The sequence below is a fragment of the Herbiconiux flava genome (assembly GCF_013409865.1).
Classification (GTDB): Bacteria; Actinomycetota; Actinomycetes; order Actinomycetales; family Microbacteriaceae; genus Herbiconiux; species Herbiconiux flava.
In genome coordinates this window covers 1,468,959-1,494,213 of record NZ_JACCBM010000001.1, presented here as the reverse complement: position 1 = coordinate 1,494,213, position 25,255 = coordinate 1,468,959, and the positions used below count along the sequence as shown (strand labels likewise).

Annotated in this window: 18 protein-coding genes; 11 read left to right on the top strand and 7 right to left on the bottom strand. The window is 70.8% G+C overall.

What is annotated here, in order from left to right; all coding sequences use genetic code 11:
* Nucleotides 1–56: 56 nt before the first annotated feature.
* Complete coding sequence (locus BJ984_RS07165) at nucleotides 57–1,136, top strand: NAD(P)-binding domain-containing protein (RefSeq protein WP_179549372.1); 1,080 nt, start codon at nucleotides 57–59, stop codon at nucleotides 1,134–1,136.
* Nucleotides 1,137–1,241: 105 nt separating this feature from the next.
* On the opposite strand, the gene BJ984_RS07160 is transcribed toward BJ984_RS07165, so the two are convergent.
* Together BJ984_RS07160 and rpoB are read right to left on the bottom strand one after the other, a co-directional pair.
* On the bottom strand, nucleotides 1,242–5,120 hold the full coding sequence (locus tag BJ984_RS07160; RefSeq protein WP_179547442.1) for a DNA-directed RNA polymerase subunit beta': 3,879 nt from the start codon (nucleotides 5,118–5,120) through the stop codon (nucleotides 1,242–1,244).
* Nucleotides 5,121–5,162: 42 nt separating this feature from the next.
* Complete coding sequence (gene rpoB, locus BJ984_RS07155) at nucleotides 5,163–8,651, bottom strand: DNA-directed RNA polymerase subunit beta (protein WP_179547441.1); 3,489 nt, start codon at nucleotides 8,649–8,651, stop codon at nucleotides 5,163–5,165.
* Nucleotides 8,652–8,913: 262 nt separating this feature from the next.
* On the opposite strand from rpoB, the gene BJ984_RS07150 reads away from it, so the two are divergent.
* The 4 genes from BJ984_RS07150 (at nucleotide 8,914) to BJ984_RS07135 (ending at nucleotide 12,158) form a co-directional block, all read left to right on the top strand.
* Nucleotides 8,914–9,789, top strand: coding sequence for a spermidine synthase (locus BJ984_RS07150; RefSeq protein ID WP_271206439.1), 876 nt, complete (start codon nucleotides 8,914–8,916; stop codon nucleotides 9,787–9,789).
* A gap of 12 nt (nucleotides 9,790–9,801) precedes the next feature.
* Nucleotides 9,802–10,992 (top strand): PQQ-dependent sugar dehydrogenase, encoded by a 1,191-nt coding sequence (locus BJ984_RS07145; RefSeq protein ID WP_179547440.1) that lies wholly within the window; start codon nucleotides 9,802–9,804, stop codon nucleotides 10,990–10,992.
* 181 nt (nucleotides 10,993–11,173) lie between these two features.
* A complete protein-coding gene (locus BJ984_RS07140) occupies nucleotides 11,174–11,662 on the top strand; it encodes a hypothetical protein (RefSeq protein WP_246306444.1) in 489 nt (162 codons plus the stop codon).
* A 7-nt stretch (nucleotides 11,663–11,669) separates the two neighbouring features.
* Nucleotides 11,670–12,158, top strand: a complete 489-nt coding sequence (locus tag BJ984_RS07135) for a SprT-like domain-containing protein (protein WP_179547439.1) — start codon at nucleotides 11,670–11,672, stop codon at nucleotides 12,156–12,158.
* A gap of 7 nt (nucleotides 12,159–12,165) precedes the next feature.
* On the opposite strand, the gene BJ984_RS07130 is transcribed toward BJ984_RS07135, so the two are convergent.
* Both BJ984_RS07130 and BJ984_RS07125 read right to left on the bottom strand, forming a co-directional pair.
* Nucleotides 12,166–13,167, bottom strand: a complete 1,002-nt coding sequence (locus tag BJ984_RS07130) for a Vgb family protein (protein WP_179547438.1) — start codon at nucleotides 13,165–13,167, stop codon at nucleotides 12,166–12,168.
* Between the two features lie 113 nt (nucleotides 13,168–13,280).
* A complete protein-coding gene (locus BJ984_RS07125) occupies nucleotides 13,281–13,583 on the bottom strand; it encodes a DUF427 domain-containing protein (protein ID WP_173183320.1) in 303 nt (100 codons plus the stop codon).
* A 106-nt stretch (nucleotides 13,584–13,689) separates the two neighbouring features.
* On the opposite strand from BJ984_RS07125, the gene BJ984_RS07120 reads away from it, so the two are divergent.
* From BJ984_RS07120 to BJ984_RS07110, 3 genes are all read left to right on the top strand, one after another.
* The gene (locus BJ984_RS07120) at nucleotides 13,690–14,226 is read left to right on the top strand and encodes a hypothetical protein (protein WP_179547437.1); all 537 of its coding nucleotides are present in this window, start codon (nucleotides 13,690–13,692) and stop codon (nucleotides 14,224–14,226) included.
* Between the two features lie 41 nt (nucleotides 14,227–14,267).
* Nucleotides 14,268–14,930, top strand: a complete 663-nt coding sequence (locus BJ984_RS07115) for a DUF1684 domain-containing protein (RefSeq protein WP_179549370.1) — start codon at nucleotides 14,268–14,270, stop codon at nucleotides 14,928–14,930.
* A gap of 195 nt (nucleotides 14,931–15,125) precedes the next feature.
* Nucleotides 15,126–16,757, top strand: a complete 1,632-nt coding sequence (locus BJ984_RS07110) for a DEAD/DEAH box helicase (protein WP_246306443.1) — start codon at nucleotides 15,126–15,128, stop codon at nucleotides 16,755–16,757.
* Nucleotides 16,758–16,919: 162 nt separating this feature from the next.
* On the opposite strand, the gene BJ984_RS07105 is transcribed toward BJ984_RS07110, so the two are convergent.
* The gene (locus tag BJ984_RS07105) at nucleotides 16,920–17,498 is read right to left on the bottom strand and encodes a YdeI/OmpD-associated family protein (protein ID WP_179547436.1); all 579 of its coding nucleotides are present in this window, start codon (nucleotides 17,496–17,498) and stop codon (nucleotides 16,920–16,922) included.
* A gap of 26 nt (nucleotides 17,499–17,524) precedes the next feature.
* A complete protein-coding gene (locus BJ984_RS07100) occupies nucleotides 17,525–18,064 on the bottom strand; it encodes an NUDIX hydrolase family protein (RefSeq protein ID WP_173183315.1) in 540 nt (179 codons plus the stop codon).
* A gap of 67 nt (nucleotides 18,065–18,131) precedes the next feature.
* Between BJ984_RS07100 and BJ984_RS07095 the strand changes: the two genes are divergently transcribed.
* Both BJ984_RS07095 and BJ984_RS07090 read left to right on the top strand, forming a co-directional pair.
* A complete protein-coding gene (locus BJ984_RS07095) occupies nucleotides 18,132–23,156 on the top strand; it encodes an Lhr family ATP-dependent helicase (protein ID WP_179547435.1) in 5,025 nt (1,674 codons plus the stop codon).
* Nucleotides 23,149–23,928 (top strand): DNA-formamidopyrimidine glycosylase family protein, encoded by a 780-nt coding sequence (locus BJ984_RS07090; protein ID WP_179547434.1) that lies wholly within the window; start codon nucleotides 23,149–23,151, stop codon nucleotides 23,926–23,928. Before BJ984_RS07095 ends, BJ984_RS07090 begins: the two co-directional genes overlap by 8 nt.
* Nucleotides 23,929–23,968: 40 nt before the next feature.
* On the opposite strand, the gene BJ984_RS18405 is transcribed toward BJ984_RS07090, so the two are convergent.
* Nucleotides 23,969–24,163, bottom strand: coding sequence for an MmcQ/YjbR family DNA-binding protein (locus BJ984_RS18405; protein ID WP_218869999.1), 195 nt, complete (start codon nucleotides 24,161–24,163; stop codon nucleotides 23,969–23,971).
* A gap of 341 nt (nucleotides 24,164–24,504) precedes the next feature.
* Here BJ984_RS18405 and BJ984_RS07080 point away from each other — a divergent pair, with 341 nt between their 5' ends.
* Entirely contained in the window at nucleotides 24,505–25,191 is a 687-nt protein-coding gene (locus BJ984_RS07080; RefSeq protein WP_179547433.1) for an alpha/beta hydrolase, read from the top strand.
* The last annotated feature ends 64 nt before the right edge of the window (nucleotides 25,192–25,255 follow it).

Here is a 25,255-nt window from a genome sequence, read left to right as displayed (position 1 = left end):
CCCGCGCCAGGGCCTTGCGAGGGAAGGGATCGGGCGCGTTCGCTGTTCCAGTGCAGATGACCCTCCCGCTGCCCGCCCGCACCCGCGTCGCCGTGATCGGCGCCGGTCAGGCCGGGCTGTCGGTCGCCCACCACCTGCAGCGTCGCGGGCTCGTGGCCGGTGAGGGCTTCCTCGTGCTCGACCGGGGCCCGGATGCGGGCGGGGCCTGGCAGCACCGCTGGGAGGCCCTGCGGCTCGGCTCGGCGCACCGCGTGAACGACCTGCCCGGCATGGCCGAGCTCGGACTGAGCTTCGACACGGCCGACCGCAGCCGGGCCGCCCGCGACGTCGTCACCGAGTACTACCGCCGCTACGAGGACGCCTACGGGCTGCAGGTGCGGCGCCCCGTGACCGTGTCCGCCGTGCGCGACGAGGAGCCCCTGCTCCGCCTGGACACCGACCACGGCTCGCTGACCGCCGAGGTCGTCGTGAATGCGGGCGGCACCTGGGGGAGCCCCTTCAAGCCCCACGTGCGGGGCGAGGAGGCCTTCCTGGGGCGTCAGTGGACCACGGTCGACTATCGCAGCGCCGAAGACTTCCGCGGGCGCCGGGTGGTCGTCGTGGGCGGCGGCACGTCGGCCACGAACATCCTGCTCGAGCTGGAGGGCGTGGCCGAGGCAACGACGTGGGTGACACGGCGGCCGCCGGAGTTCGTCGAGGGCGACGGGCTGGCGGCGGAGGCCGGGGCGGCGGCGGTCGCCGTCCAGGATCGGGCCGCGCGGGAGGGCCGGGCGCTGCCGAGCATCGTCAGCGGCACGGGGCTGGTGGCCACGCCGGCCGTGAAGGCGGCGGTGGAGCGCGGGGTGCTGGTCGCGCATCCGATGTTCACCTCGATCGAGCCCGAGGGGGTGCGCTTCGCCGACGGATCGTTCGAGCCGGCCGACGACATCGTCTGGGCGACGGGGTTCCGGGCCGAGCTCGGGCACCTCGCTCCCCTGCACCTCAGGGAGCACGGGGGCGGCATCGCGGTCGAGAAGGGCCGCGTGCTGCGCGACCCGCGGATCTTCCTCGCCGGCTACGGCCCCCAGGCCTCCACGATCGGTGCCAACCGCGCCGGCCGGATCGTCGCGAACCAGGTGCTCGCGCAGCTCGCCTGAGCCGCCTCCGCTCCGCACCGCGCCGCGCCGCGCCGCTCCGACGACGGGAACGCGAAGGGCCCCCCACCACGGATGGTGAGGGGCCCTTCGGCGTTCGTCGGGACCTTAGTTGTAGGTGCCCGGCGTGTAGTCGTCGCTCGAGAAGCTGTCGAAGTCGACGAACGAGAGGTCGGCCTCCGAGAACACCGAGTCATCCGTGAAGATGCGGTTCGGGTAGCGCTCGGCCTTGGCCTCTTCGGTCGCCTCGACGGTGACGTTGCGGTAGCGCTGGAGACCGGTTCCGGCCGGGATCAGCTTTCCGATGATCACGTTCTCCTTCAGGCCCACCAGCGGGTCGGACTTGCCCTCCATGGCGGCCTGCGTGAGAACACGCGTGGTCTCCTGGAACGACGCGGCCGACAGCCACGACTCGGTCGCCAGCGACGCCTTGGTGATACCCATGACCTCCTGACGGGCCGAGGCCGGACGCTTGCCCTCGGCGACCGCGGCGCGGTTCACCTCGGTGTAGCGCGACCGGTCGACGAGCTCGCCGGGGAGCAGGTCGGTGTCGCTGTGCTCGACGACGGTGACCTTGCGCAGCATCTGGCGCACGATGACCTCGATGTGCTTGTCGTGGATCGGCACACCCTGCGAGCGGTAGACGCCCTGCACACCGCCCACGAGGTGCTTCTGCACCTCGCGGACACCCTTGACGCGAAGGACTTCCTTCGGGTCGACGGCGCCGACGATGAGCTGCTGACCGAGCTCCACGTGCTGCCCGTCCTCGATGAGGAGGGTCGCGCGCTTCAGCACCGGGTAGGCGATCGGCTCGTCGCCGTTGTCGGGCGTGAGGATCACCTTGCGGCTGCGGTCGGTGTCTTCGATCGTGACGCGGCCGGCGGCCTCGACGATGGGCGACGCACCCTTGGGGGTACGGGCCTCGAAGAGCTCCTGCACGCGGGGCAGACCCTGCGTGATGTCGTCGGCCGAGGCCGAACCACCGGTGTGGAAGGTGCGCATCGTGAGCTGGGTGCCGGGCTCACCGATCGACTGGGCCGCGATGATGCCGACGGCCTCGCCGATGTCGACGAGCTTGCCCGTGGCGAGCGAACGGCCGTAGCAGGCCGCGCAGACACCGACGGCCGACTCGCAGGTCAGCACGGAGCGCACCTTGATGTTGCGCACGCCCGCGGCGACCAGCTTGTCGATCAGCACGTCTCCGACGTCGTCTCCGGCCGAGGCCACGACCTCGCCCTTCTCGTTCACCGCGTCAGCGGCCAGCGAGCGGGCGTAGACCGAGTTCTCGACGTTGTCGTCGCGGGTCCAGACGCCGTCGGCGCCCTCGTTCGCGATCGGCAGGTCGAGCCCGCGGTTGGTGCCGCAGTCGGGCTCGCGGATGATGACGTCCTGCGACACGTCGACGAGTCGACGCGTCAGGTAGCCCGAGTCGGCCGTACGGAGAGCCGTGTCGGCCAGGCCCTTACGAGCACCGTGGGTCGCGATGAAGTACTCCGCCACCGACAGCCCCTCGCGGTACGAGGAGATGATCGGGCGAGGGATGATCTCACCCTTCGGGTTGTTCACGAGGCCTCGCATGCCGGCGATGTTGCGCACCTGCAGCCAGTTACCACGAGCACCCGAGGTGACCATGCGGTTGATCGTGTTGTCGACCGGGAAGTTCGCGCGCATGGCTGCGGCGACCTCGTCGGTGGCCTTCGTCCAGATCTGGATGAGCTCCTGGCGACGCTCGAGGTCGGTGGTCAGACCCTTCTCGAACTGCGCCTGCACCTTGGCGGCCTGCTTCTCGTAGCCCTGGACGATCTCCCGCTTGGTGGGAGGGGTCAGGATGTCGGAGAGCGCGACGGTCACACCGGAGCGCGTGGCCCAGTAGAAGCCCGCGTCCTTGATGCGGTCGAGCGACGCGGCGACCTCCACCTTCGGGTACCGCTCGGCGAGGTCGTTGACGATCGCCGAGATGGCGCCCTTGTCGGCGACCTGCTGCATGTACGGGTAGTCGTCCGGCAGCGCCTCGTTGAACAGCGCGCGGCCGAGGGTGGTCTCCAGCAGCACGGGGCCGCCTTCGTAGCCCTCGGGGCCGTCGCCCTCGGCGAAGTGCACGTCGTGCATCCGGATCTTCACAACCGCGTTGAGGTCGAGCGAACCCTGGTCCTTCGCGAGGATCGCCTCGGACACACCGGAGAACGCACGGCCTTCGCCGATCGCCCCCTCCTTCACCGTGGTGAGGTGGTGCAGACCGATGATCATGTCCTGCGTGGGCAGGGTGACCGGGCGGCCGTCGGACGGCTTCAGGATGTTGTTCGACGCCAGCATCAGGATGCGGGCCTCGGCCTGGGCCTCGACGGACAGCGGCAGGTGGACGGCCATCTGGTCGCCGTCGAAGTCCGCGTTGAACGCGGCGCAGACGAGCGGGTGCAACTGGATCGCCTTGCCCTCGACGAGCTGGGGCTCGAACGCCTGGATGCCGAGACGGTGCAGCGTGGGCGCACGGTTCAGCAGCACGGGGCGCTCGCGGATGATCTCCTCCAGCACGTCCCACACCTGGGGACGGCTGCGCTCGACCATGCGCTTCGCGGCCTTGATGTTCTGAGCGTGACTCAGGTCGATCAGGCGCTTGATCACGAAGGGCTTGAACAGCTCCAGGGCCATCTGCTTGGGCAGACCGCACTGGTGCAGCTTCAGCTGCGGACCGACGATGATGACCGAACGGCCCGAGTAGTCGACGCGCTTGCCCAGCAGGTTCTGGCGGAAACGACCCTGCTTTCCCTTGAGCATGTCGCTCAGGGACTTCAGGGCGCGGTTGCCGGTACCGGTGACGGGGCGACCACGGCGGCCGTTGTCGAACAGGGCGTCGACGGCCTCCTGCAGCATGCGCTTCTCGTTGTTCACGATGATCTCGGGGGCACCGAGATCGAGCAGACGACGGAGGCGGTTGTTGCGGTTGATCACACGACGGTAGAGGTCGTTGAGGTCGGAGGTCGCGAAGCGGCCACCGTCGAGCTGCACCATCGGGCGCAGCTCCGGCGGGATGACCGGGACGACGTCGAGCACCATCGCGGCCGGCGAGTTGCCGGTCGCGAGGAAGGAGCTCACCACGCGCAGGCGCTTGATGGCGCGGATCTTCTTCTGACCCTTGCCCTCGGCGATCTGCAGGCGGAGGTTCTCGCCCTCGGTCTCGAGGTCGAACGCCTCGAGCCGCTTCTTGATGGCCTCGGCGCCCATGTAGGCCTCGAAGTACATGCCGTAGCGGTCCTGGAGCTCGTGGAAGATCGCGTCCTCCGGCTTGAGCTCACCGACCTTGAGGTTGCGGAAGTCCTCCCAGACACGCTCGAGCTGGGCGATCTGGTCGTCGTAGGCCTTGCGGGTCTGCGACATCTCCTTCTCGGCGCCATCCTTCGTGCGGCGCTTCTGGTCGGCCTTCGCGCCCTCGTTCTCGAGCTCGGCGAGGTCGGTCTCGAGGCGCTGCAGACGGTCGGCGATGCGGGCATCGCGCTGGTCGGACAGCGTCTTGATCTCGAGGCGCAGCTCGTTCTCGAGGCCGGGCATGTCATCGTGACGGCCGTCTTCGTCGACCGAGATGATCATGTAGGCGGCGAAGTAGATGACCTTCTCGAGGTCTTTCGGCGCCATGTCGAGCAGGTAGCCGAGGCGGCTGGGCACACCCTTGAAGTACCAGATGTGCGTGACCGGGGCGGCGAGCTCGATGTGGCCCATGCGCTCACGGCGCACCGACGACTTCGTGACCTCGACACCGCAGCGCTCGCAGACGATGCCCTTGAAGCGCACCCGCTTGTACTTGCCGCAGGAACACTCCCAGTCACGGCTCGGCCCGAAGATCTGCTCTCCGAAGAGGCCATCCTTCTCGGGCTTCAGCGTGCGGTAGTTGATGGTCTCGGGCTTCTTGACCTCACCGTGCGACCACTTGCGGATGTCGTCGGCCGTTGCGAGGCCGATCCGCAGCTCATCAAAAGTTGTTACGTCGAGCAATTTTCCTTCTCTCCTGGAAAAAGTCTTCTAGTGGCTGCCGGCTCAGATGTCGTCGATGGACGACGACTCGAAGCGGCTGGAGATGTTGATGCCGAGCTCTTCCGCGGCGCGGAACACCTCGTCGTCGGTGTCGCGGAGGCTGACCGCCGTGCCGTCGGCCGAGAGCACCTCGACGTTCAGGCACAGGGACTGCATCTCCTTGATGAGCACCTTGAAGGACTCGGGGATGCCGGGCTCCTGGATGTTCTCGCCCTTGACGATCGCCTCGTAGACCTTCACGCGGCCGAGGATGTCGTCGGACTTGATCGTCAGGAGCTCCTGCAGCGCGTACGCGGCACCGTAGGCCTCGAGGGCCCACACCTCCATCTCACCGAAGCGCTGGCCACCGAACTGCGCCTTACCACCCAGCGGCTGCTGCGTGATCATCGAGTACGGGCCGGTCGAACGAGCGTGGATCTTGTCGTCGACGAGGTGGTGCAGCTTCAGGATGTACATGTAGCCGACCGAGACGGGCTCCGGGTACGGCTCGCCGGAACGGCCGTCGAACAGACGGGTCTTTCCGGAGGAGCCGATCAGGCGCTCGCCGTCGCGAGTGGGGGTCGTCGAGTCGAGCAGACCCGCGATCTCCTCCTCGGAGGCGCCGTCGAACACGGGGGTCGCGACCTTCGTGCCGGGAGCAGCGGAACGCGCCTGCTCGGGCAGGTTCGCGGCCCACTTCGGCTTGCCGTCGACCTCCCAGCCCTGCTTGGCGATCCACCCGAGGTGTGTCTCCAGCACCTGGCCGAAGTTCATGCGGCCCGGGATGCCCATCGGGTTCAGGACGATGTCGACCGGAGTCCCGTCGGCGAGGAACGGCATGTCCTCAACCGGGAGGATCTTCGAGATGACGCCCTTGTTGCCGTGACGGCCGGCGAGCTTGTCACCCGCGGTGATCTTGCGCTTCTGGGCGATGTAGACCACGACGCGCTGGTTGACGCCCGAGCCGAGCTCGTCGTCGTTCTCGGCCGAGAACTCCTTGACGGCGATAATCGTGCCCTCTTCACCGTGGGGCACCTTGAGGCTCGTGTCACGGACCTCGCGGGACTTCTCGTTGAAGATGGCGCGCAGCAGGCGCTCCTCGGCGGAGAGCTCGGTCTCGCCCTTGGGCGTCACCTTGCCGACGAGGATGTCACCGGGGCGAACCTCGGCACCGATGCGGATGATGCCGCGCTCGTCGAGGTCGGCCAGCAGCTCCGGGCTGACGTTGGGGAGGTCACGGGTGATCTCCTCCTTGCCGAGCTTGGTGTCGCGGGCGTCGACCTCGTACTCCTCGATGTGGATCGACGAGAGCACGTCGTCCTTCACCAGGTTCTGGCTCAGGATGATGGCGTCCTCGAAGTTGTGACCCTCCCACGGCATGAACGCCACGAGGAGGTTCTTGCCGAGCGCCAGCTCACCGTTCTCGGTGGCCGGGCCATCCGCGATGACCTGACCGACCTCGACGCGCTCACCCTCGGAGACGATGACGCGGTGGTTGTACGACGTGCCCTGGTTCGAGCGGTCGAACTTGCGCAGGTAGTACGTGTCGGTTCCGCCCTCGTCGAGCTGGACGGTGACGGCGTCGGCCGACACCTCCTGCACGACACCGGCGTTCGTCGTGGTGACCACGTCGCCGGCGTCGATGGCCGCGAAGCCCTCCATACCGGTTCCGACCAGCGGCGACTCCGAGCGGAGCAGCGGCACGGCCTGGCGCTGCATGTTCGCACCCATGAGGGCGCGGTTCGCGTCGTCGTGCTCGAGGAACGGGATGAGCGAGGTCGCGACCGACACCATCTGGCGCGGCGAGACATCCATGTAGCCGATGTCTTCGGCCGGGAACAGGTCGACCTCGCCGCCCTTCTTGCGGGCGAGCACGCGGGCCTCGGCGAACTTGGCGTCGCCGGTCAGCGGCGCGTTCGCCTGGGCGACGATGTACTCGTCCTCCTCGGACGCGGTGAGGTAGTCGATGTTCGCCGTGACCACGCCGTCGACGACGCGACGGTACGGGGTCTCGATGAAACCGAACGAGTTGATGCGGGCGAACGACGCCAGCGAGCCGATCAGGCCGATGTTCGGGCCTTCCGGGGTCTCGATGGGGCACATACGGCCGTAGTGGCTGGGGTGCACGTCGCGCACCTCGACACCGGCGCGCTCACGGCTCAGACCACCCGGGCCCAGGGCGCTCAGGCGGCGCTTGTGGGTCAGGCCCGCGAGCGGGTTGTTCTGGTCCATGAACTGCGAGAGCTGCGAGGTTCCGAAGAACTCCTTGATCGCGGCGACGACGGGGCGCACGTTGATCAGGGTCTGCGGGGTGATCGCCTCGATGTCCTGCGTGGTCATGCGCTCGCGGACGACGCGCTCCATGCGGGACAGACCGGTGCGGACCTGGTTCTGGATGAGCTCGCCGACGGCGCGGATGCGACGGTTGCCGAAGTGGTCGATGTCGTCCACGTCGAGACGGATGTCGACCGGCTTGCTGTCGCGCACACCGGGGAGGGTGGTGCGGTTGTCGTGCAGGGCGACCAGGTACTTGATCGTCGCGATGATGTCCTGCGTGGTGAGCACGGAGTCGGACAGCGGCGCGTCGATGCCGAGCTTGCGGTTGATCTTGTAACGACCGACCTTCGCCAGGTCGTACCGCTTGGAGTTGAAGTAGAAGTTGTCGAGCAGCGCACGCGCGGCCTCGGCGGCGACCTGCTCGCCCGGGCGCAGCTTGCGGTAGATGTCCTTCAGGGCCTCTTCCTTGGTGAGGATCGAGTCCTTCTCCAGGGTGGCCTCGATCGACGCGTAGCCCTTGAACTCCTCGAGGATCTCCTCGGAGGTCAGGCCGAGGGCCTTCAGGAACACGGTGACCGACTGCTTGCGCTTGCGGTCGATGCGCACGCCGACCTGGTCGCGCTTGTCGATCTCGAACTCGAGCCAGGCACCGCGGCTCGGGATGACGCGCGCCGAGTAGATGTCCTTGTCGGAGGTCTTCTCGGGGGTGCGCTCGAAGTACACGCCGGGGCTGCGGACGAGCTGCGACACGACGACGCGCTCGGTGCCGTTGATGATGAACGTGCCGCGCTCGGTCATGAGCGGGAAGTCGCCCATGAAGACGGTCTGCGTCTTGATCTCACCGGTCTGGTGGTTCATGAACTCGGCCTCGACGTACAGCGGGGCGGCGTAGGTCTTGCCGCGCTCCTTGCACTCGTCGATGGTGTACTTCTCGGGCTCGAGGAACGGGCTCGTGAAGCTGAGCTGCATGGTCTCACCGAGGTCTTCGATGGGAGAGATCTCCTCGAAGATCTCCTCGAGGCCTGAACGGCCCGGCAGGTCTTGCCGGCCGGCCTCCTTGGCCTCCGCGACGCGTGCCTTCCACACGTCGTTGCCGACCAGCCAGTCGAAGCTCTCGGTCTGCAGTGCGAGCAGATCCGGAACGGTCAGGGTGTCGGTGATCTTGGCGAACGAGAGCCGCGATGCGGCCCGGCCGTTCTTGGGTGAAGTGGTGGTTGCGTTGCGCGCAGCAGCCAAGGAAATAACCTCCGTGGACCCCGTCGGGCCCTTGCGTTACTTACGGTCGATGTGGTGTCGAGAACTCCCGAGATATGGTCCGAACCCGCCATCTGGTTCTAGAGTGTTGCTGCACGGGACGATTAGAAGACCGTCACCAGGCAGCTGCCGACCACAATATGAAGGCATGAGTGTTCTGGGAGCGCAAAGAACCACAATAGGCGCTTTCGACACGCCTGTCCAGTCGAATTCTTGACCAGTTTGGGTTTCTCAGGTATAACGCGTGAAAGATCGAGAGATTCCCCGCGCCCGACTGGCCGACGGCCTGTTGGCGACGCTCGAGGAGGACAGGTTCCGGCCCGGCTCCCAGGTGCTGATCGTCGACGGCACGCCGCAGTCGCACGTCGACCTCGACGACCCGCGCTACCTCTCCTTCGAGTACGTGCGGCGCATCGGGCACGGCATCGACCTCGTGGCGGCTCCCGGTGCTCCCATCACGGCGGTGCACCTGGGCGGCGGCGCCTTCACGCTCCCCCGCTACGTCGAGGCGACGCGACCGGGTTCGCGCCAGCAGGTCGTCGAGATCGATAGCGAGCTCGTCGGCTTCGTGCGGGAGCACCTTCCCCTGCCGAAGGGGGCGAGCATCCGGGTTCGTCACGGCGACGCCCGTGCGGTTCTCGAGAAGCTGCCGCCCGGGCTGCGCGGCACGACCGACGTGGTGGTCGTCGACGTCTTCGCCGGGGCGCGCACGCCGGCGCACGTGACGAGCGTTCAGTTCTACACCGCGGTCGCAGCAGTGCTCTCCCCCACGGGCCTCGTGGCCGTGAACGTCGCCGACGGGGCGGGGCTCGCGTTCGCGCGCAGCCAGGCCGCGACCCTCGGGCAGGTCTTCGCCGACGTCGCGATCGTGGCCGACCCGCAGATGCTGAAGGCGCGCCGGTTCGGCAACGTCGTCGCGTTCGCCTCGAACTCGTCCCTGCCCTTCGATCGGATGCCCCGGCTGGTCGCGAGCGACCCGGTGCCCGCGAAGATGGTCACCGGCAGCGAGCTGCGGCAGTTCACCGCGGGGGCCGCGGTGGCCACCGACCAGACGGCGGTGAGGTCGCCGGCGCCGGCTCGGAGCATTTTCCAGGTCGACCGGAAGAGGATGGACGACTAGAGGGAGGTCGTCATGAGCCGATCGAAGTCGTTCGCGGGTGCCGGTGTTCTGGCCCTGACCGCCGTGGTGCTGGCCGGATGCTCGGCGGAGCCCTCGGTGACGCGGGGGCCGACGGCGGCCTCGACGGCGATGCCGTCTCCGTCAGCGTCGTCTCCGTCTGAAGCTGCGTCTGCGTCGCCCTCTCCTTCTCCTTCCGCGTCCTCGGCTCCCGCGGAGGACCTCGGGCCCCTGGTGCCGTCGGGGTCTCCGACGGTGGTGGCGTCGGGGCTCCCGGCGCCGTGGTCGATCGCGACGCTCGGCGACGGGTCGCTGTTCGTCTCGGAGCGGGACACGGGGGCCGTGGTGGAGATCGTGGAGGGTCGGGCCGTGCCCGTGACGACGGTGCCCGGGGTGTCGGCGCTCGGCGAGGGAGGGCTGCTCGGCATCACGACGACGGAGGGGGCATCCGGAACCTGGCTGTACGCGATGTTCACCGGGGCCGACGACAACCGGGTGGTGCGGATGCCGCTGTCGGGCGCACCGGGCGCGCGGTCGGCGGGCGCCGTCACCGAGGTGCTCACCGGGCTGCCCAAAGCGTCGAACCACAACGGCGGGCGGATCAAGTTCGGGCCGGACGGGATGCTCTACGTGACCGCGGGAGACGCCAGCGACGGGGCGAACGCGCAGACGCTGGACTCGCTGGGCGGGAAGATCCTGCGGGTGACGGCGGAGGGACAGGTGCCGGGCGACAACCCGTTCCCGGGGTCGCCGGTGTGGTCGCTGGGGCACCGCAACCCGCAGGGGATCGCGTGGGCGTCCGACGGGACGATGTGGGCGGCGGAGTTCGGACAGAACACCTGGGACGAGATCAACCGGATCACGCCGGGCGCCAACTACGGGTGGCCGCTTTCGGAGGGGGTCACCGGGTCGGCGGGCCTCGTGGATCCGGTGCAGCAGTGGGCGACCGACGACGCCAGCCCCTCGGGGATCGCCGTGGTCGGAGACACCGTGTTCATGGCGGGGCTCGGCGGGGAGCGGCTGTGGAGCATCCGCTTCGACGGGTCGGCTCAGGAGCACTACACGGGGCAGTTCGGGCGGATCCGGGATGTGGTGCGGGGGCCGGGGGCGTCGCTGTACCTGCTGACGAACAACACCGACGGGCGAGGCGAGCCTCGGGCGGGGGACGACGTGCTGTATCGGGTGGAACTGGTTCCGGCGGGGTGAACTAGTTCGCGGGTGTTCGCTCGGGCTCGGTGTCGGCGCTCGGTGTCGGCGCTCGGTGTCGGCGCTCGGTCTTGCCGGTGTTCGCCGGTGTCGCGCCCGGGGATGTCCCTCGTCCTGGGTACGCTTGTCGAGGGATCTCGAGCACCAGGAGCACGAACTGAGCATCATCACGGGTTACGACATGACCACCTTGCGCGAGAAGGTCGACGTGCAGGCCGCGACGGAGCGCCTGAACGAGCTCGGCCTGCTGCGCAGCCTCAGCGCGCTGAACGAGAAGGTCGTGCTGCTGCGCCTGCTCGGCAAGCTCGACGACGCCTTCGTGATCGCGAACGAGGCGGTGCGGCAGGCGCGCTTCTCGGGCGACCGGGAGATGGCCCTCGGTGCGCGCATCCGTCGGGCGCAGGTGCAGCAGTACCAGGGCAAGTACCCGGCGGCGCTGCAGGAGCTCGGGCTCTGCGTCGAGGAGGCGCAGACGCACGAGTGGGGCGCCCTCGAGGCGATCGCCACGCTCAGCCGCGGCAAGGTGCACTTCGAGACGCAGGACTACGACGCGGCCCTGGTGGACTTCAAGGCGGCCGTGTTCCTGATGGAGCGCCAGGGCGCCTCGATCGATCAGCTGGAGAGCGCCCTCGTGGCGGTCGCCGTGACCGAGTCGCTGCTCGCGGCATAGTCCCCGCATGGCCGAACTCTCGCGCGTCACGACCTGGGCGAACGCCCTGATCAGGATGCACCTCGACCCCGCGGTCTGGAGCTTCGGCTTCGACAACGCGAAGACCCGGGCGGGGCAGTGCAACTACACGGCGCACCGCATCACGGTGTCGCGGTATCTGGCGGCCCGGTACGACGACGACGAGATCCACCAGATCCTGCTGCACGAGGTGGCGCACGCGCTGGCCGGGGCGGCCGCGGGTCACGGCCCGGCGTGGGTGTCGATCGCCCGATCTCTCGGGTACGAGGGGTCGCGGCTGCACGACGGCACGCGGGCCGACGAGCTGGCGCCGTGGGTCGGGGTCTGCCCGGCGGGGCACTCCTACTACCGGCACCGGAAGCCGGCGGCGCGGCTCTCGTGCAGTCAGTGCGCGCGGGGCTTCTCGCCGGCGCACCTCATCGCGTGGACGCGCCGCGACGTCACGGCGGCTCGCCGCGCCACCCCCCGCTCGGCCTAGCCGGCGTTCAGACGTTGCCGAGGGTCTGGCGGCCTCGGTCGCTGTACCAGAGCGAGCCGTAGGAGGTGACGCCGAGGCGGTCGGGCTCGGATCCCGCGAAGGGCGGGCGGGAGAACGAGACGGTGCCCCAGAGGTCGACGCGGCCGAGGCCGCGGTCGCCGTCGGTGAAGGCGAGGTCGACGTCGTCGGCCGAGACGAGGTGGCGCGGAACCACGGGGCCGAACGGCGGCGCCGGGATGGTGATGCGCTTGGCCACGGTGCCGTCGGTCGCGACCTTCACCACGGTGTCGATGCCGCCCACCCAGACGCCTCCCGAGGCCGCCGCGGTCAGGCCGGTGAAGCCGCTCACGCCGACCGGCACGATGTCGAGATCACGCGTCACCGGGTCGTAGGCGCCGAGCGAGCCGAGGCCGTCGCGGGTGTACCAGAGCCGCCCGTCGTAGGCGGCGGCGATGCCGTACACGCCGGCGCCGGCCGGGTCGGGCACGCGGGTGATGCTGCCGTCGAGCGCGATGCGTCCGATCCCGCCGTTCGACGGGTCACCGAACCAGAGGGCGCCGTCGGGGCCGTTCGTCAACGAGGTCGCGGTGTCGAAGGCGCCGCCGAGCGGATACTCCGTCACGTCGCCCGTCGCCGGGTCGAGCCGCCCGATCGCCGCGTTGAGGAAGTCGCCGAACCAGATCGTGCCGTCGCTCGCCGCGGCCAGATCGGAGATGCCCGGCGCGAGCGCCCCCAGCCGGAAGTGCTCGACCGCGGCGGGCACGGCGGCCGGCACCTTCACGATCTCGTTCTCGAGCGTGTCGGCGTACCAGACGATGTCTCCCGGCGCCACGACCACGGGCCCGGGGCTGCCGCCCGCCGTCGCCGCCCCGTACTCGTGCCACGTCGCGTAGTCCCGCGGCGGCAGCTCCCACGCCCCCGCCGGCCCGGCAGCGGTAGCAACGGGGACCGCCAGGGCGACGAGGACGGCGGCGAGCGCAACGGTGCGCCGGCGGACGGGTGCGGACATGGGGCTCCTCGGATCGGTCGGCGCCGGGTGGGCGTCGACCGATCACGCTAAGCGAGGAGTGCTGCCGGGCATCCTGAGCAGTTTGTGCTCAACGAGGCGGCGAGAAGGCCGGGTCAGTCGGTGACCTGGACTTCCTTCCAGAAGGCGACGTAGTCGGAGAAGTCCTTGCCGACGCGGTCGAAGGCGCCCTCGTAGGGGTGCGGGTAGCTCCAGGCGCGGTCCTTCAGGAGCTCGTCGCCGTCCTTCACGCTGAAGTACTGGCACTCGCCCTTCCAGGGGCAGGTGTAGGGCGTCGGGCTCTTCTCGAGGTACTCGGAGTTGACGCTCGCGGGCGGGAAGTACCAGTTGCCCTCGATCGCGATCAGGTCGTCTTTCGGGGCTTCGGCGATGACGGTGCCGTTCAGGACAGCTTTCATGTGACCTCCAATGTCGATCTCACGCTACGCCTTCGAGCCCGCGCCTTCGAGCCTGTCTGTGAGGCGCCTGCTAGGCGATGTCGGAGGCGCCGACCACACTGTGATCATGCGCGTACTCCTGAAGCTCGTCCTCGACTGCGATCCCGATGCCGCCTGGCGGGCCATCCGCTCCCCCGCGGTGTTCCGGGAGGTGTCGAGCCCGCTGGTCGAGATCGAGTCGCTGGCGGCCGACGGGTTCCCGACGGTGTGGGAGCCGGGGCAGCACCCGGTCGAGATGCGCGGCGGCGGGGTCATCCCGATGGGCAAGCAGATCATCCGCCTCAATTTCGAGACCCGGCAGCACGGCGACGTGCGCATCGTGCACGACTCGGGCCAGGGCGTGACGGGAGCGGTCAGCACCATCAAGCTGTGGGATCACCAGATGGCCATCGCCCCCGACCCCGCCGGCACGGGCAAGACGCTCTACCGCGACCAGCTGAGGATCGGCGCGGGCGTGCTCACGCCCTTCGCCTGGTACAGCCTGTGGGCGTTCTGGCAGTGGCGCGGGCGCAAGCTGCAGCAGCTGGCTCCGACGTGGGCGTACGACCTGCCTCAGGCCGACGAAGAAGCGCCCGAGGTCGGCGCCGAGGCGGCCGGCGCGTGAACGCCCGCGCGGTCACCGCACTCGAAACAGCAGACTGGCGGATGCGCGTGTTCGGCATCTACGAGGAGGTGCGCCGCCTCACCGCCGCCGGGCAGGCGTCCGACGCCCACGCATTCTGGCGCGACGAACGCGACGGGCTCTTCGCCGCGCATCCGGCGACCCCGCTGCTGCCCGAGGACCGGGAGGGCTTCAGCGGCCTGCCCGTGGCCCCCTACGACCCGGCCTGGCGCTTCGAGGTGACGATCGACGAGCCCGATGCCGACGACCCGCGCCCGCGCTCGTTCGAGTTCGCCACGGGCACCGACGGCGTGGTGCCGTTCGAGCTGCTCGGCGTCGCGCGCATCGACGGTGTCGGCGAGCTCGACGTCTGGCGCCTCGCCTCCTACGGCGGCGGCCTCTTCGTGCCCGTGAAGGACGCCCTGGCCGGCAGACCCGGCGGCACCTATGGCGGCGGCCGCTACCTGATCGACACGATCAAGGGCTCCTCGCTGAACCCCGCCCTCGCACCCGGCGCCGACCAGGCCGACGGCGCCCGGCTCGTGCTCGACTTCAACTTCGCCTACAACCCCTCGTGCGCCTACGACCCGGCCTGGGCCTGCCCCCTGGCGCAGCCCGGCAACCGCGTGGCGGTGCCGATCCCGGTGGGTGAGAGCTACGGCGACGCGCCGCTCGAGCCGGGCTCGGCGGCCGATGCGCTAGACTGAAGTCACTCGAGGGCTCGATAGCGAGCCCCGTGCGTCGAAAGAACGCTCCCTCTTCTCTGGGCGTGGCCTCGTGTGCCGCCCCATTTGCAGATACTTCTTGCGGCGAACGGATGCACCGTCGGTGCGTTCGCCATCACTCCGGATGGGCTGCGGGATTGCGGCGTGTCCGGACGAATGCCTGAAAGGCAGTCACCTTTGTCCCAGACCCCCACCTCCTTCGCCGCGCTCGGCGTCCCCGCTCCCCTGGTGGCCACGCTCACCGCGGGCGGCATCACCGAGCCGTTCCCGATCCAGGTCGACACGCTCCCCGACACCCTGAACGGCCGCGACGTGCTCGGCCGCGGCAAGACCGGCTCGGGCAAGACCCTGGCCTTCTCCATCCCGATGGTCGCCCGCCTCGGCGGCACCCTCGCCGGCGGCAAGCGCCGCCCCGGCCGCCCCGTCGGCCTCGTGCTGGCCCCGACCCGCGAGCTCGCCACCCAGATCGACGCCGTGCTGGCCCCCATGGCCAAGGCCTACGGCATGACCACCACCACCATCTTCGGCGGCGTCTCGCAGTCCCGCCAGGTCGCTGCCCTCAAGGCCGGCGTCGACATCGTCGTGGCCTGCCCCGGCCGCCTCGAAGACCTGATGAAGCAGGGCTTCGTCTCGCTCGACGCCGTCGAGATCACCGTGCTCGACGAGGCCGACCACATGGCCGACCTGGGCTTCCTGCCCGTCGTCACGCGCATCCTGGACAAGACCCCCTCGAACGGGCAGCGCCTGCTGTTCTCGGCCACGCTCGACAACGGCGTGGACAAGCTGGTGCGCCGCTTCCTCCACAACGAGGTGCTGCACTCGGTCGACGAGGCCAACTCGCCCGTCGCCGCCATGACCCACCACGTGTTCGAGACCGAGTCGGTCGAGTCCAAGCGGGTTCTCGTCGAGAAACTCGCCTCGGGCACCGGCCGCCGCATCCTCTTCATGCGCACGAAGCACCACGCCAAGAAGCTGGCGAAGCAGCTCACCGCGTCGGGCATCCCGGCCGTCGACCTGCACGGCAACCTCTCGCAGGTCGCCCGTGACCGCAACCTCGCGGCGTTCAGCGCCGGCACCGTCAAGGTGCTCGTCGCCACCGACGTCGCCGCCCGTGGTGTGCACGTCGACGACATCGAGCTCGTCATCCACGTCGACCCGCCGGAGGAGCACAAGGCGTACCTGCACCGCTCGGGTCGCACCGCCCGCGCCGGCTCGGCGGGCGACGTCGTCACGATCATGCTGCCCGCGCAGCGCAAGGACGTGAAGGACCTCCTCCGCAAGGCGGCCATCCAGGTCACCCCCGAGGTCGTCACGGCCGACTCCGCGTCGGTCAACGCCCTCGTCGGCGTGGTCGCCGCGTACGTCAAGCCCGTGCTGACCCCGCTGCCCGACTCGGGTCAGCGCCGCACCGGCAACGACGGCGTCTCGCGCGGTCGCAACGGCGGCACCTCGACCGGTGCCAATGCGCAGCGCAAGCGCAACGGGCGCGGTGGCGCCGGTGCTGCGGGCGGCTCCGGCTCCGGTGAAGGTGTCGGCGCGGGTTCGCGCTCGGGCGGTGCCGGCGGCAACGGCGGCGCCGGTCGCGGTCGTCGCGGCGGTTCCGCCGGTGGCGGCGTCGGCGGCGGCAGCCGTTCGTTCTACAGCACCTCCTCCGGCGGCTCCGGCGCGGGCTCCTCGAGCCACGGCTCGGCGTCCGGCTCCGGCGAGGGCGGCCGTCGCGGCGGGCAGGGCGGCGGAGCCGACCGGCCCCGTCAGTCGGCAGCCTCGTTCTCGGCCAACTCGGCCGGCGGTCGTCGCCGCTCGCGCTGATCGAGCATCCTGAACCATCGAACGGCCCGTCTCCTCGTGAGGCGGGCCGTTCGCCGTCTGCGCTGTCGTAGTCAGGCGAGCAGATACTCGACGGCACGACCCGACGAGCGGTCGTTCTCGCCCCCCAGGCGAGCGGATGCGCGGCCGGCGCGCCCCTTACGGCTACTGCGGGTACACCGTCTCGTGCCGCGCGAGCATCGCCACGAACTCCTCGATGCGGCGGGCCCGCGTCTCGGCGCGCTTGAGGTTGTGCAGGCGGAACAGGATCGCGTAGCGGTTCTGGCTCGACAGGGTGGCGAAGAAGGCTTTCGCCCCGGGGTTCGCGTCGAGGGCGGCGGCGAGGTCGGGCTGCACCTCGATGGTGCGCTGCGAGTCGTAGGCGGCCTCCCACCGGCCGTCGCGCTTCGCCAGATCGATCTCGGCGAGCCCGGCCGGGCGCATCCGCCCGGCGTCGATCAGGGCCTCGACGCGCAGGCGGTTGACCTTCGACCAGAGGCTGCGCGGGCGGCGCGGTGTGAAGGTCTGCAGGAAGAAGTCGGCGTCGAGGGCGTTGCGGATGCCGTCGATCCAGCCGTGGCAGAGCGCCACGTCGATCGCGTCGGAGTGGCTGACCGTGACGTGCTCACTGCCCTTCTTGGCGATGCGGAGGCGCACGCCGGGCTCGCTCGCGCCGTGCTCGGCGAGGAAGGCGTCGAAGGCCGCGGCGTCGTCGAACCGGTGGTGCGGATAGTCGGCGGGCACGGCGGGCTCCTTCGCGAGACCGAACGCTAGAGCAGGCGGCCGACCGAGGCGAGGGCCGAGCGGAGGAGGCCGCCGCGGCCGCCCTCCATGTCGTCGGCGACCGCGTTCGACGCGGCCTCCTGCGGGGTCATCCAGGTGAGCTCGAGGGCGTCCTGACGGGGCTCACAGGTGCCCGTGACCGGCACGACGTAGGCGAGCGAGACCGCGTGCTGACGCTCGTCGTAGAAGGGCGAGACACCGGGCAGCGGGAAGTACTCGGCGACCTGGAACGGCACCGGGCTCGCCGGCAGCTGCGGGAACGCCATCGGCCCGAGGTCCTTCTCGAGGTGGCGGAAGAGCGCGTCGCGCAGGGTCTCGCCGTACATCACGCGACCCGAGACCAGGGTGCGCGCGATGGTGCCGCTCGGCCCGACCCGGAGCAGCACGCCGACCTCGACGACCTGGCCCAGACCGTCGACCCGCACGGGCACGGCCTCGACGTAGAGCAGCGGCAGACGGCGCCTGATCTCGGCGAGCTCGCCGTCGCTCAGCCAGCCGGAGTTCGGGTCGGGGGTGCGAACGCTCATACCCCATTCTTACCCGATGCCCACCCGCGTCCGCGCCGATGTCGGTGGTGTGGGACAGGATGAGGGGATGAGCGACGTGCTCGACCAGTTCTCCCCCGCGACCCGCGAGTGGTTCCGTGGCGCCTTCTCCGGGCCGACCGCGGCGCAGGAGGGCGCGTGGACCGCGGTCTCCAGCGGGGCGCACGCGCTCGTCGTGGCGCCGACCGGCTCGGGCAAGACGCTGGCGTCGTTCCTCTGGGCGATCGACCGGCTGGCGACCACGCTGAGCGACGACAAGCCGCGCAAGACGTCCGTACTCTACGTCTCGCCACTGAAGGCCCTGGCGGTCGACGTCGAGCGCAACCTGCGCTCCCCGCTCGTGGGCATCACGCAGACGGCGAAGCGTCTGGGCGCGAAGCCTCCGATCATCACGGTGGGCGTGCGCTCGGGCGACACCCCGGCGGCCGATCGGCGGGGGCTCGCCAAGAACCCGCCCGACATCCTCATCACGACGCCCGAGTCGCTCTTCCTCATGCTCACCTCGAGCGCCCGTGAGTCGCTCGCCGAGGTCACGACGGTGATCATCGACGAGGTGCACGCGGTGGCGGCCACCAAGCGGGGCGCGCACCTCGCGGTGAGCCTCGACCGGCTCGACACGCTCCTGCCGCAACCGGCGCAGCGCATCGGCCTCTCGGCGACGGTGCGTCCGCGGGAGGAGGTGGCACGGTTCCTCGCCGGTGGGCGGCCGGTGACGATCGTGGCGCCGCCGTCGACGAAGAAGTTCGACCTGCGGGTCGTGGTGCCGGTCGAGGACATGTCGCAGATCCCGCCCGCCGAGAACCGGTCGGCGCTCGAAGGCTCGGCCGCCGCCGCGAGCGCGCCCGAGCAGGGGTCGATCTGGCCGCACGTCGAGGAGGACATCGTCGACCGCATCCTCGAGCATCGCTCGTCGATCGTGTTCGCGAACTCCCGGCGCCTGGCCGAGCGGCTGACCGCGCGACTGAACGAGATCTACAGCGAGCGGCTCGCCACGGCGCAGGAGCTCGAACGCGGGGTCGAGGCGATGCTCGAGGAGGGCGTGGAGCGGCTGCTGCGTGAGGCGGGGGCCACCGTGTCGCTGCCGCCGGTCGAGGGGTCGATGCCGCCGATGGAGGGGTCGGACACCGACAGGGCCGAGACGGGCCGGTCGGGTTCGGCTGGAGCTGCGGCGGCCGGGCCGGGCGGGGCGGCACGCGCATCCGCTTCGCCGGCGCAGCTGATGGGGCAGGCCGGCCAGACCGAGGGTGCCGAGCTCGTGCTCGCCCGCGCCCACCACGGCTCGGTCTCGAAGGAGCAGCGGGCCATCATCGAGGACGACCTGAAGTCGGGTCGGCTGCGCTGCGTCGTCGCCACGTCGAGCCTCGAGCTCGGCATCGACATGGGCGCCGTCGACCTCGTGGTGCAGGTCGAGGCTCCGCCGTCGGTCGCGAGCGGGCTGCAGCGCGTCGGCCGCGCAGGGCACCAGGTCGGCGAGGTGTCGAAGGGTCTGCTGTACCCGAAGCACCGGGCCGACCTGATCCACTCGGCGGTCGTCTCGCTGCGCATGAGCGAGGGCCTGATCGAGACGCTCTCGGTGCCCGCGAACCCGCTCGACATCCTCGCCCAGCAGACGGTCGCGGCCTGCGCGCTCGAGGCGATCGACGTGGAGGAGTGGTTCGACGTGATGCGCCGCAGCGCCTCCTTCACGAACCTGCCCCGCTCGGCGTACGAGGCCACGCTCGACCTGCTCTCGGGCCTCTATCCCTCCGACGAGTTCGCCGAGCTGAGGCCGCGCCTGGTGTGGGACCGCGACGCCGGCACCCTCACCGGCCGCCCCGGCGCCCAGCGCCTCGCGGTCACGAGCGGCGGCACCATCCCCGACCGGGGGCTCTTCGGCGTCTTCATGGTGGGCGGCGAGCCGACGGATGCCGATCCGGCGACCGGGTCGGCCCGCTCCGCACCGGGCCGAAGGGTGGGCGAGCTCGACGAGGAGATGGTCTACGAGTCCCGGGTCGGCGACGTGTTCGCGCTCGGGGCGACGAGCTGGCGCATCCACGAGATCACCCACGACCGCGTGCTCGTGACGCCCGCGTTCGGGCAGCCCGGGCGGCTGCCGTTCTGGCGCGGCGAGGGAATCGGGCGCCCCGCCGAGCTCGGCCGGGCGATCGGCGAGTTCACCCGCTCCGTCGTGGCGGCCGACGAGGAGGGCGCGCGCACGCTGTCCGAGCGGGCCGGCCTCGACGAGTGGGCCGCGGCCAACCTCGTGGCCTTCATCACCGAGCAGCGCGAGGCCACCGGGCACGTGCCGAGCGACCGCACGATGGTGGTCGAGCGGTTCCGGGACGAGCTCGGCGACTGGCGTGTGGTGCTGCATTCCCCATACGGCATGCAGGTGCACTCGCCGTGGGCGCTCGCGATCAACGCGCGCATCCGGGAGCGCTTCGGCATCGACGCGAACGCGGTGGCGAGCGACGACGGCATCGTCGTGCGGCTGCCCGACACCGAGAGCGAGCCGCCCTCGGCCGAGCTGTTCCTGTTCGACCCGGCCGAGCTCGAGCAGCTCGTCACCGAAGAGGTCGGCGGCTCGGCGCTCTTCGCGTCGCGGTTCCGCGAGAACGCGGCCCGGGCGCTGCTGCTCCCCCGCCAGAACCCGGGCAAGCGGTCGCCGCTCTGGCAGCAGCGGCAGCGCTCGGCGCAGCTGCTCGAGGTGGCGCGCAAGTACCCGTCGTTCCCGATCATCCTCGAGACGGTGCGTGAGTGCCTTCAAGACGTCTACGACCTGCCCTCGCTGCTCGCCCTGGCGCGCGATCTGGATGCGCGGCGCATCCGCGTGGTCGAGGTCGAGTCGGGAGAGCCGTCGCCGTTCGCCCGCTCGCTGCTGTTCGGCTACGTCGCCTCTTTCGTCTACGAGGGCGACAGCCCGCTGGCCGAGCGCCGGGCGGCCGCGCTGGCGCTCGACCCGAGCCTGCTCTCCGAGCTGCTCGGGCGCGCCGAGCTGCGCGAGCTGCTCGACCCCTCGGTCATCGACGACACCGAGCGCGAGCTGCAGCGTCTGGCCCCCGATCGTCGCGCTCGCGACATCGAGGGCGTGGCCGATCTGCTGCGGATGCTCGGGCCGCTCACCACCGCCGAGGTGCAGGCCCGGTCGCAGGAGTTCGACGTCGCCGCCGCCCTGTCCGAACTGGTGGCGGCGAAGCGGGCGCTGCCGGTGACGTTCGCCGGGCGTCCGCAGTGGGCGAGCATCGAAGACGCAGGGCGGCTCCGTGACGCGCTCGGGGTGCCGATTCCCTTCGGCGTCCCCGATGCCTTCATCGCGCCGGTCGAGCATCCGGTGATCGACCTCGTCAGCCGCTACGCGCGCACGCACGGGCCGTTCCTCGCGCACGAGGTCGCGGCGCGGTTCGGGCTGGGCGTGGCGGTGGTGACGGATGCGCTGCGGCGGCTTTCGGCCGACCGACGTGTGGTCGAAGGGGAGTTCAGGCCTACCGGGTCGGGGCCGGTCTCTGCGTCGGCTTCCTCTGAAGCGTCGTCCGAGGATCCGTCCGGAGACGGGACGGCCATCGCGGTGCTCGACGGCGAGCCGCTGCCCTCGGCGCTGCCGGCGCTCGGGCAGGCCGGGGGCACCGAGTGGTGCGACGCCGAGGTGCTGCGACGGCTGCGGAGCCGTTCGCTCGCGGCGCTCCGCCATGAGGTCGAGCCGGTCGGCACGCAGACGCTCGCTCGCTTCCTGCCGTCGTGGCAGCACGTCGGCGGTTCGCTCCGCGGCGTCGACGGCGTGCTGACCGTGATCGAGCAGCTCGCCGGGGTGCCCGTGCCGGCCTCGGCCTGGGAGAACCTCGTGCTGCCCGCCCGGGTGCGGGACTACAGCCCGGCGATGCTCGACGAGCTCACGGCGTCGGGCGAGGTCGTCTGGTCGGGGCGGGGGTCGCTGCCGGGCAGTGACGGGTGGGTCGCGTTCCACACGCTCGACACGCTGCCGCTCTCGGCCACGCCACCCGAGCCGTTCGACGAGACGCCCGTGCACGCGGCGGTGCTGGCTGCGCTGGCGCGGGGTGGCGCGTACTTCTTCCGGTCGCTGGCCGACGAGGTGGGGGCGGCGATCCTGAGGGGCGCTGTCCCCGACGACGGGTCGGCGGCGGGCTCGGCCGGGGTGGGTGGCTCCGCGGGGGAGGTCGGCTCGGCCGGGGCCGCGGGTTCGTCCGCGTCAGCGCTCGTCGTGCCGCCCACCGACCAGGCCGTCGTCGACGCCATCTGGGATCTGGTGTGGGCCGGCCTCGTCACGAACGACACCGTCGCGCCGCTGCGCACCCTCACCGGCTCGGGCAAGGCGGCGCACGCCACCAAGCGGCCCGCGGCACGGTCGCGCATGTACCGCGGGCGCGGTCTCGCGCGGGCCTCCATGCAGACCCGCGTCGGCCCACCGACGGCGGGTGGTCGATGGTCGCTGCTGCCCGAGCCCGTCGGCGACGCCACGCTGCGCGCTCACGGCACCGCCGAGATGCTGCTCGACCGCTATGGCCTGGTCACGCGCGGCTCCGTGATGAACGAGCGGGTGCCGGGCGGCTTCGCCCTGGTCTACCGCGTGCTCAGCCAGTTCGAGGAGTCGGGGCGGTGCCGGCGCGGGTACTTCGTCGAGACCCTCGGCGCCGCCCAGTTCGCGACCGGCGGCACGATCGACCGCCTGCGCGGCTTCGCCCCCGACGCGGTGGGGCGCGACAGCGGCCGCGACCGGCCGCCCGAGGCGATGACCCTGGCGGCGACCGATCCGGCCAATCCGTTCGGGGCAGCACTGCCCTGGCCGACGGTCGAGGGGCACAAGCCCGGGCGCAAGGCGGGCGCCCTGGTCGTGCTCGTCGACGGCGCCCTCACGCTCTACCTCGAGCGCGGTGGCAAGACGGCGCTGGCGTTCAGCGACTCCGAGGAGGTGCTGGCGGTCGCCACCCGCTCGCTCGCCCACGCGGTCACGACCGGACGCGTCGACAAGCTGGCGGTCGAGCGGGTGAACGGCGACTTCGTGCTCGGCACGACGGTGGGCGGCGCGCTCGAGGCTGCGGGTTTCACCGGAACGCCGCGGGGACTGAGGCTCCGTGCCTGAGGGAGACACCGTCTACCGCACCGCGGTGCACCTCGACGAGGCGCTGGCGGGCAGGGTGCTCACCCGCTGCGACATCCGGGTGCCGCAGCACGCCGCGGTCGACTTCACGGGGCAGCTGGTCGAGGGCGTGGTCGCCCGCGGCAAACATCTCCTGACGCGGGTGGGGGCGGCGAGCATCCACACCCACCTGAAGATGGAGGGGTCGTGGCACATCTACCGGCACGGCACCGCGTGGCGGCGGCCGACGCACCAGGCGCGCATCATCCTCGAGAACGCGGACTGGGTGACGGTGGGGTTCGACCTCGGCACGGTCGAGATCGTGCCGCGCGACAGGGAGGACGAGGTCGTCGGGTACCTCGGGCCCGACCTTCTCGGGCCCGACTGGGATGCCGATGAGGCCGTGCGACGACTGGCCGCCGACGGGGCGCGCGAGATCGACGTGGCGCTGCTCGACCAGCGCAACCTCGCGGGGCTCGGCAACGTCTACGCGAACGAGCTGTGCTTCCTGCGCGGAGTGCGGCCGCAGCGGCCGGTGGCAGAGGTGCCCGATCTGCCGGCGGTGGTGGCGCTCGCGAAGAAGCTCATCACGGTGAACCGCGACCGCGTCGAGCGCACGACCACCGGCGATCTGCGGCCGGGCAAGCAGGTGTGGGTGTACGGGCGCGACAACAAGCCGTGCCGGCGGTGCGGCACGCGCATCCGGCACGGGCAGCTGGGGGCGTCGGAGCTCGCACTGCGGGAGACGTACTGGTGCCCGCACTGCCAGACGTAGGGCGCGGGTTCGGAGCGGGCCCGAAGCCCCGCCGAGGGTGTCAGTCCCGGCGACCGTCGGCGGAGACGGCAGTCGCCGGGTTCGGCGTGAGGCCTGACAGGGCGAGGGCCGCGAGGTGACGCTTCAGGGCGACCTGGCGGTAGGAGGTGTCGAGGAGCTCGGCCACGAAGGCCCAGTCCGTGCGGGGGCCGAGGTCGATGGCGAGCCAGCCCGCGGGGCCGAAGTAGGGCGGCACGAAGACGTCGTCGAGCTCAGAGAGGGCGGATGCTCATCCCTCGCCGGTTTGAACACGACGCTCTGCGGCCGGTGCATCGACGCGCCCGCGATCGCGAAAAGCTTCTTGCCCGCCCGGAACGTCGGTCTCCCCCACGCCTCGACCTCGGCCGACTCGGGGTAGCGCAGGCAGAGCTCGCGGAGCCGCGCGACCATCGCATCGTCGGGGTCGAACAGCCGCGGATGCTCCATGCCCGGCATGCTACGCCGGCCACGCGCAGCGCGATAGAGCTGCCCGCAACCCCCTGCCCGCCTCCCGTCGCACGAGAGCTCGACCTGCTGCCGGGGCGGTAGATTCGGAGCATGAGCGACACGGAGCTTCGGATCGACGACAGCGCGGTGGTGTGGTCGGTGCCGCGAGAGGAACTGTCCGAGCGGCTGGTCGACGCGCCCCTGGTGATCGTCATGCACGGCCGCGGTTCGCACGAGAACGACCTCGCCCAGCTGCTGCCGATGCTGCCGGCCGACGCCGTGTACGCCTTCCTCAGGGCACCCATCTCCGGGGAGCCGTGGCGCATGGGCGGGTGGAGCTGGTTCCCGCTCGACGCCCCGGGCGTCAGCTCCGAGGCCGCGACCGAGGCCGCCACCGCGGTGCTCGGCTGGCTCGACCGCGTCGACGCCGAGTACGGAGCGCCGCGCGCCATCGCCGCGATGGGGTTCTCGCAGGGCGGCATGATGTCGATCCAGCTGCTCAGGATGCGCGTGCACCGCTTCGCCGCGGCCGTGAACCTCTCGGGGGCCAGCGCGCCGGGCACCCTCGAGTCCGATGACGAGCTGGCGACCGTGCGACCGCCGCTGTTCTGGGGGCGTGACGTCGGCGACCCGATCATCGCGCCGGATGCGATCGCCCGGACGGCTGCGTTCGTGCCGTCGCGGTTCCGCGTGGTGGAGCGGCTGTACCCGGGCATCGCGCACTCCATCTCGCGGGAGGAGCTGGACGACGTGTCGGCGTTCCTGCGGGTGACGCTCGGGCTCGAGGGCATGGCGTGAGCGCCGGCGTGCGGTGGCGGCCCGGTGCCTTCGGGCACCGATGCGGTCGCACGGGGGTTCGTGC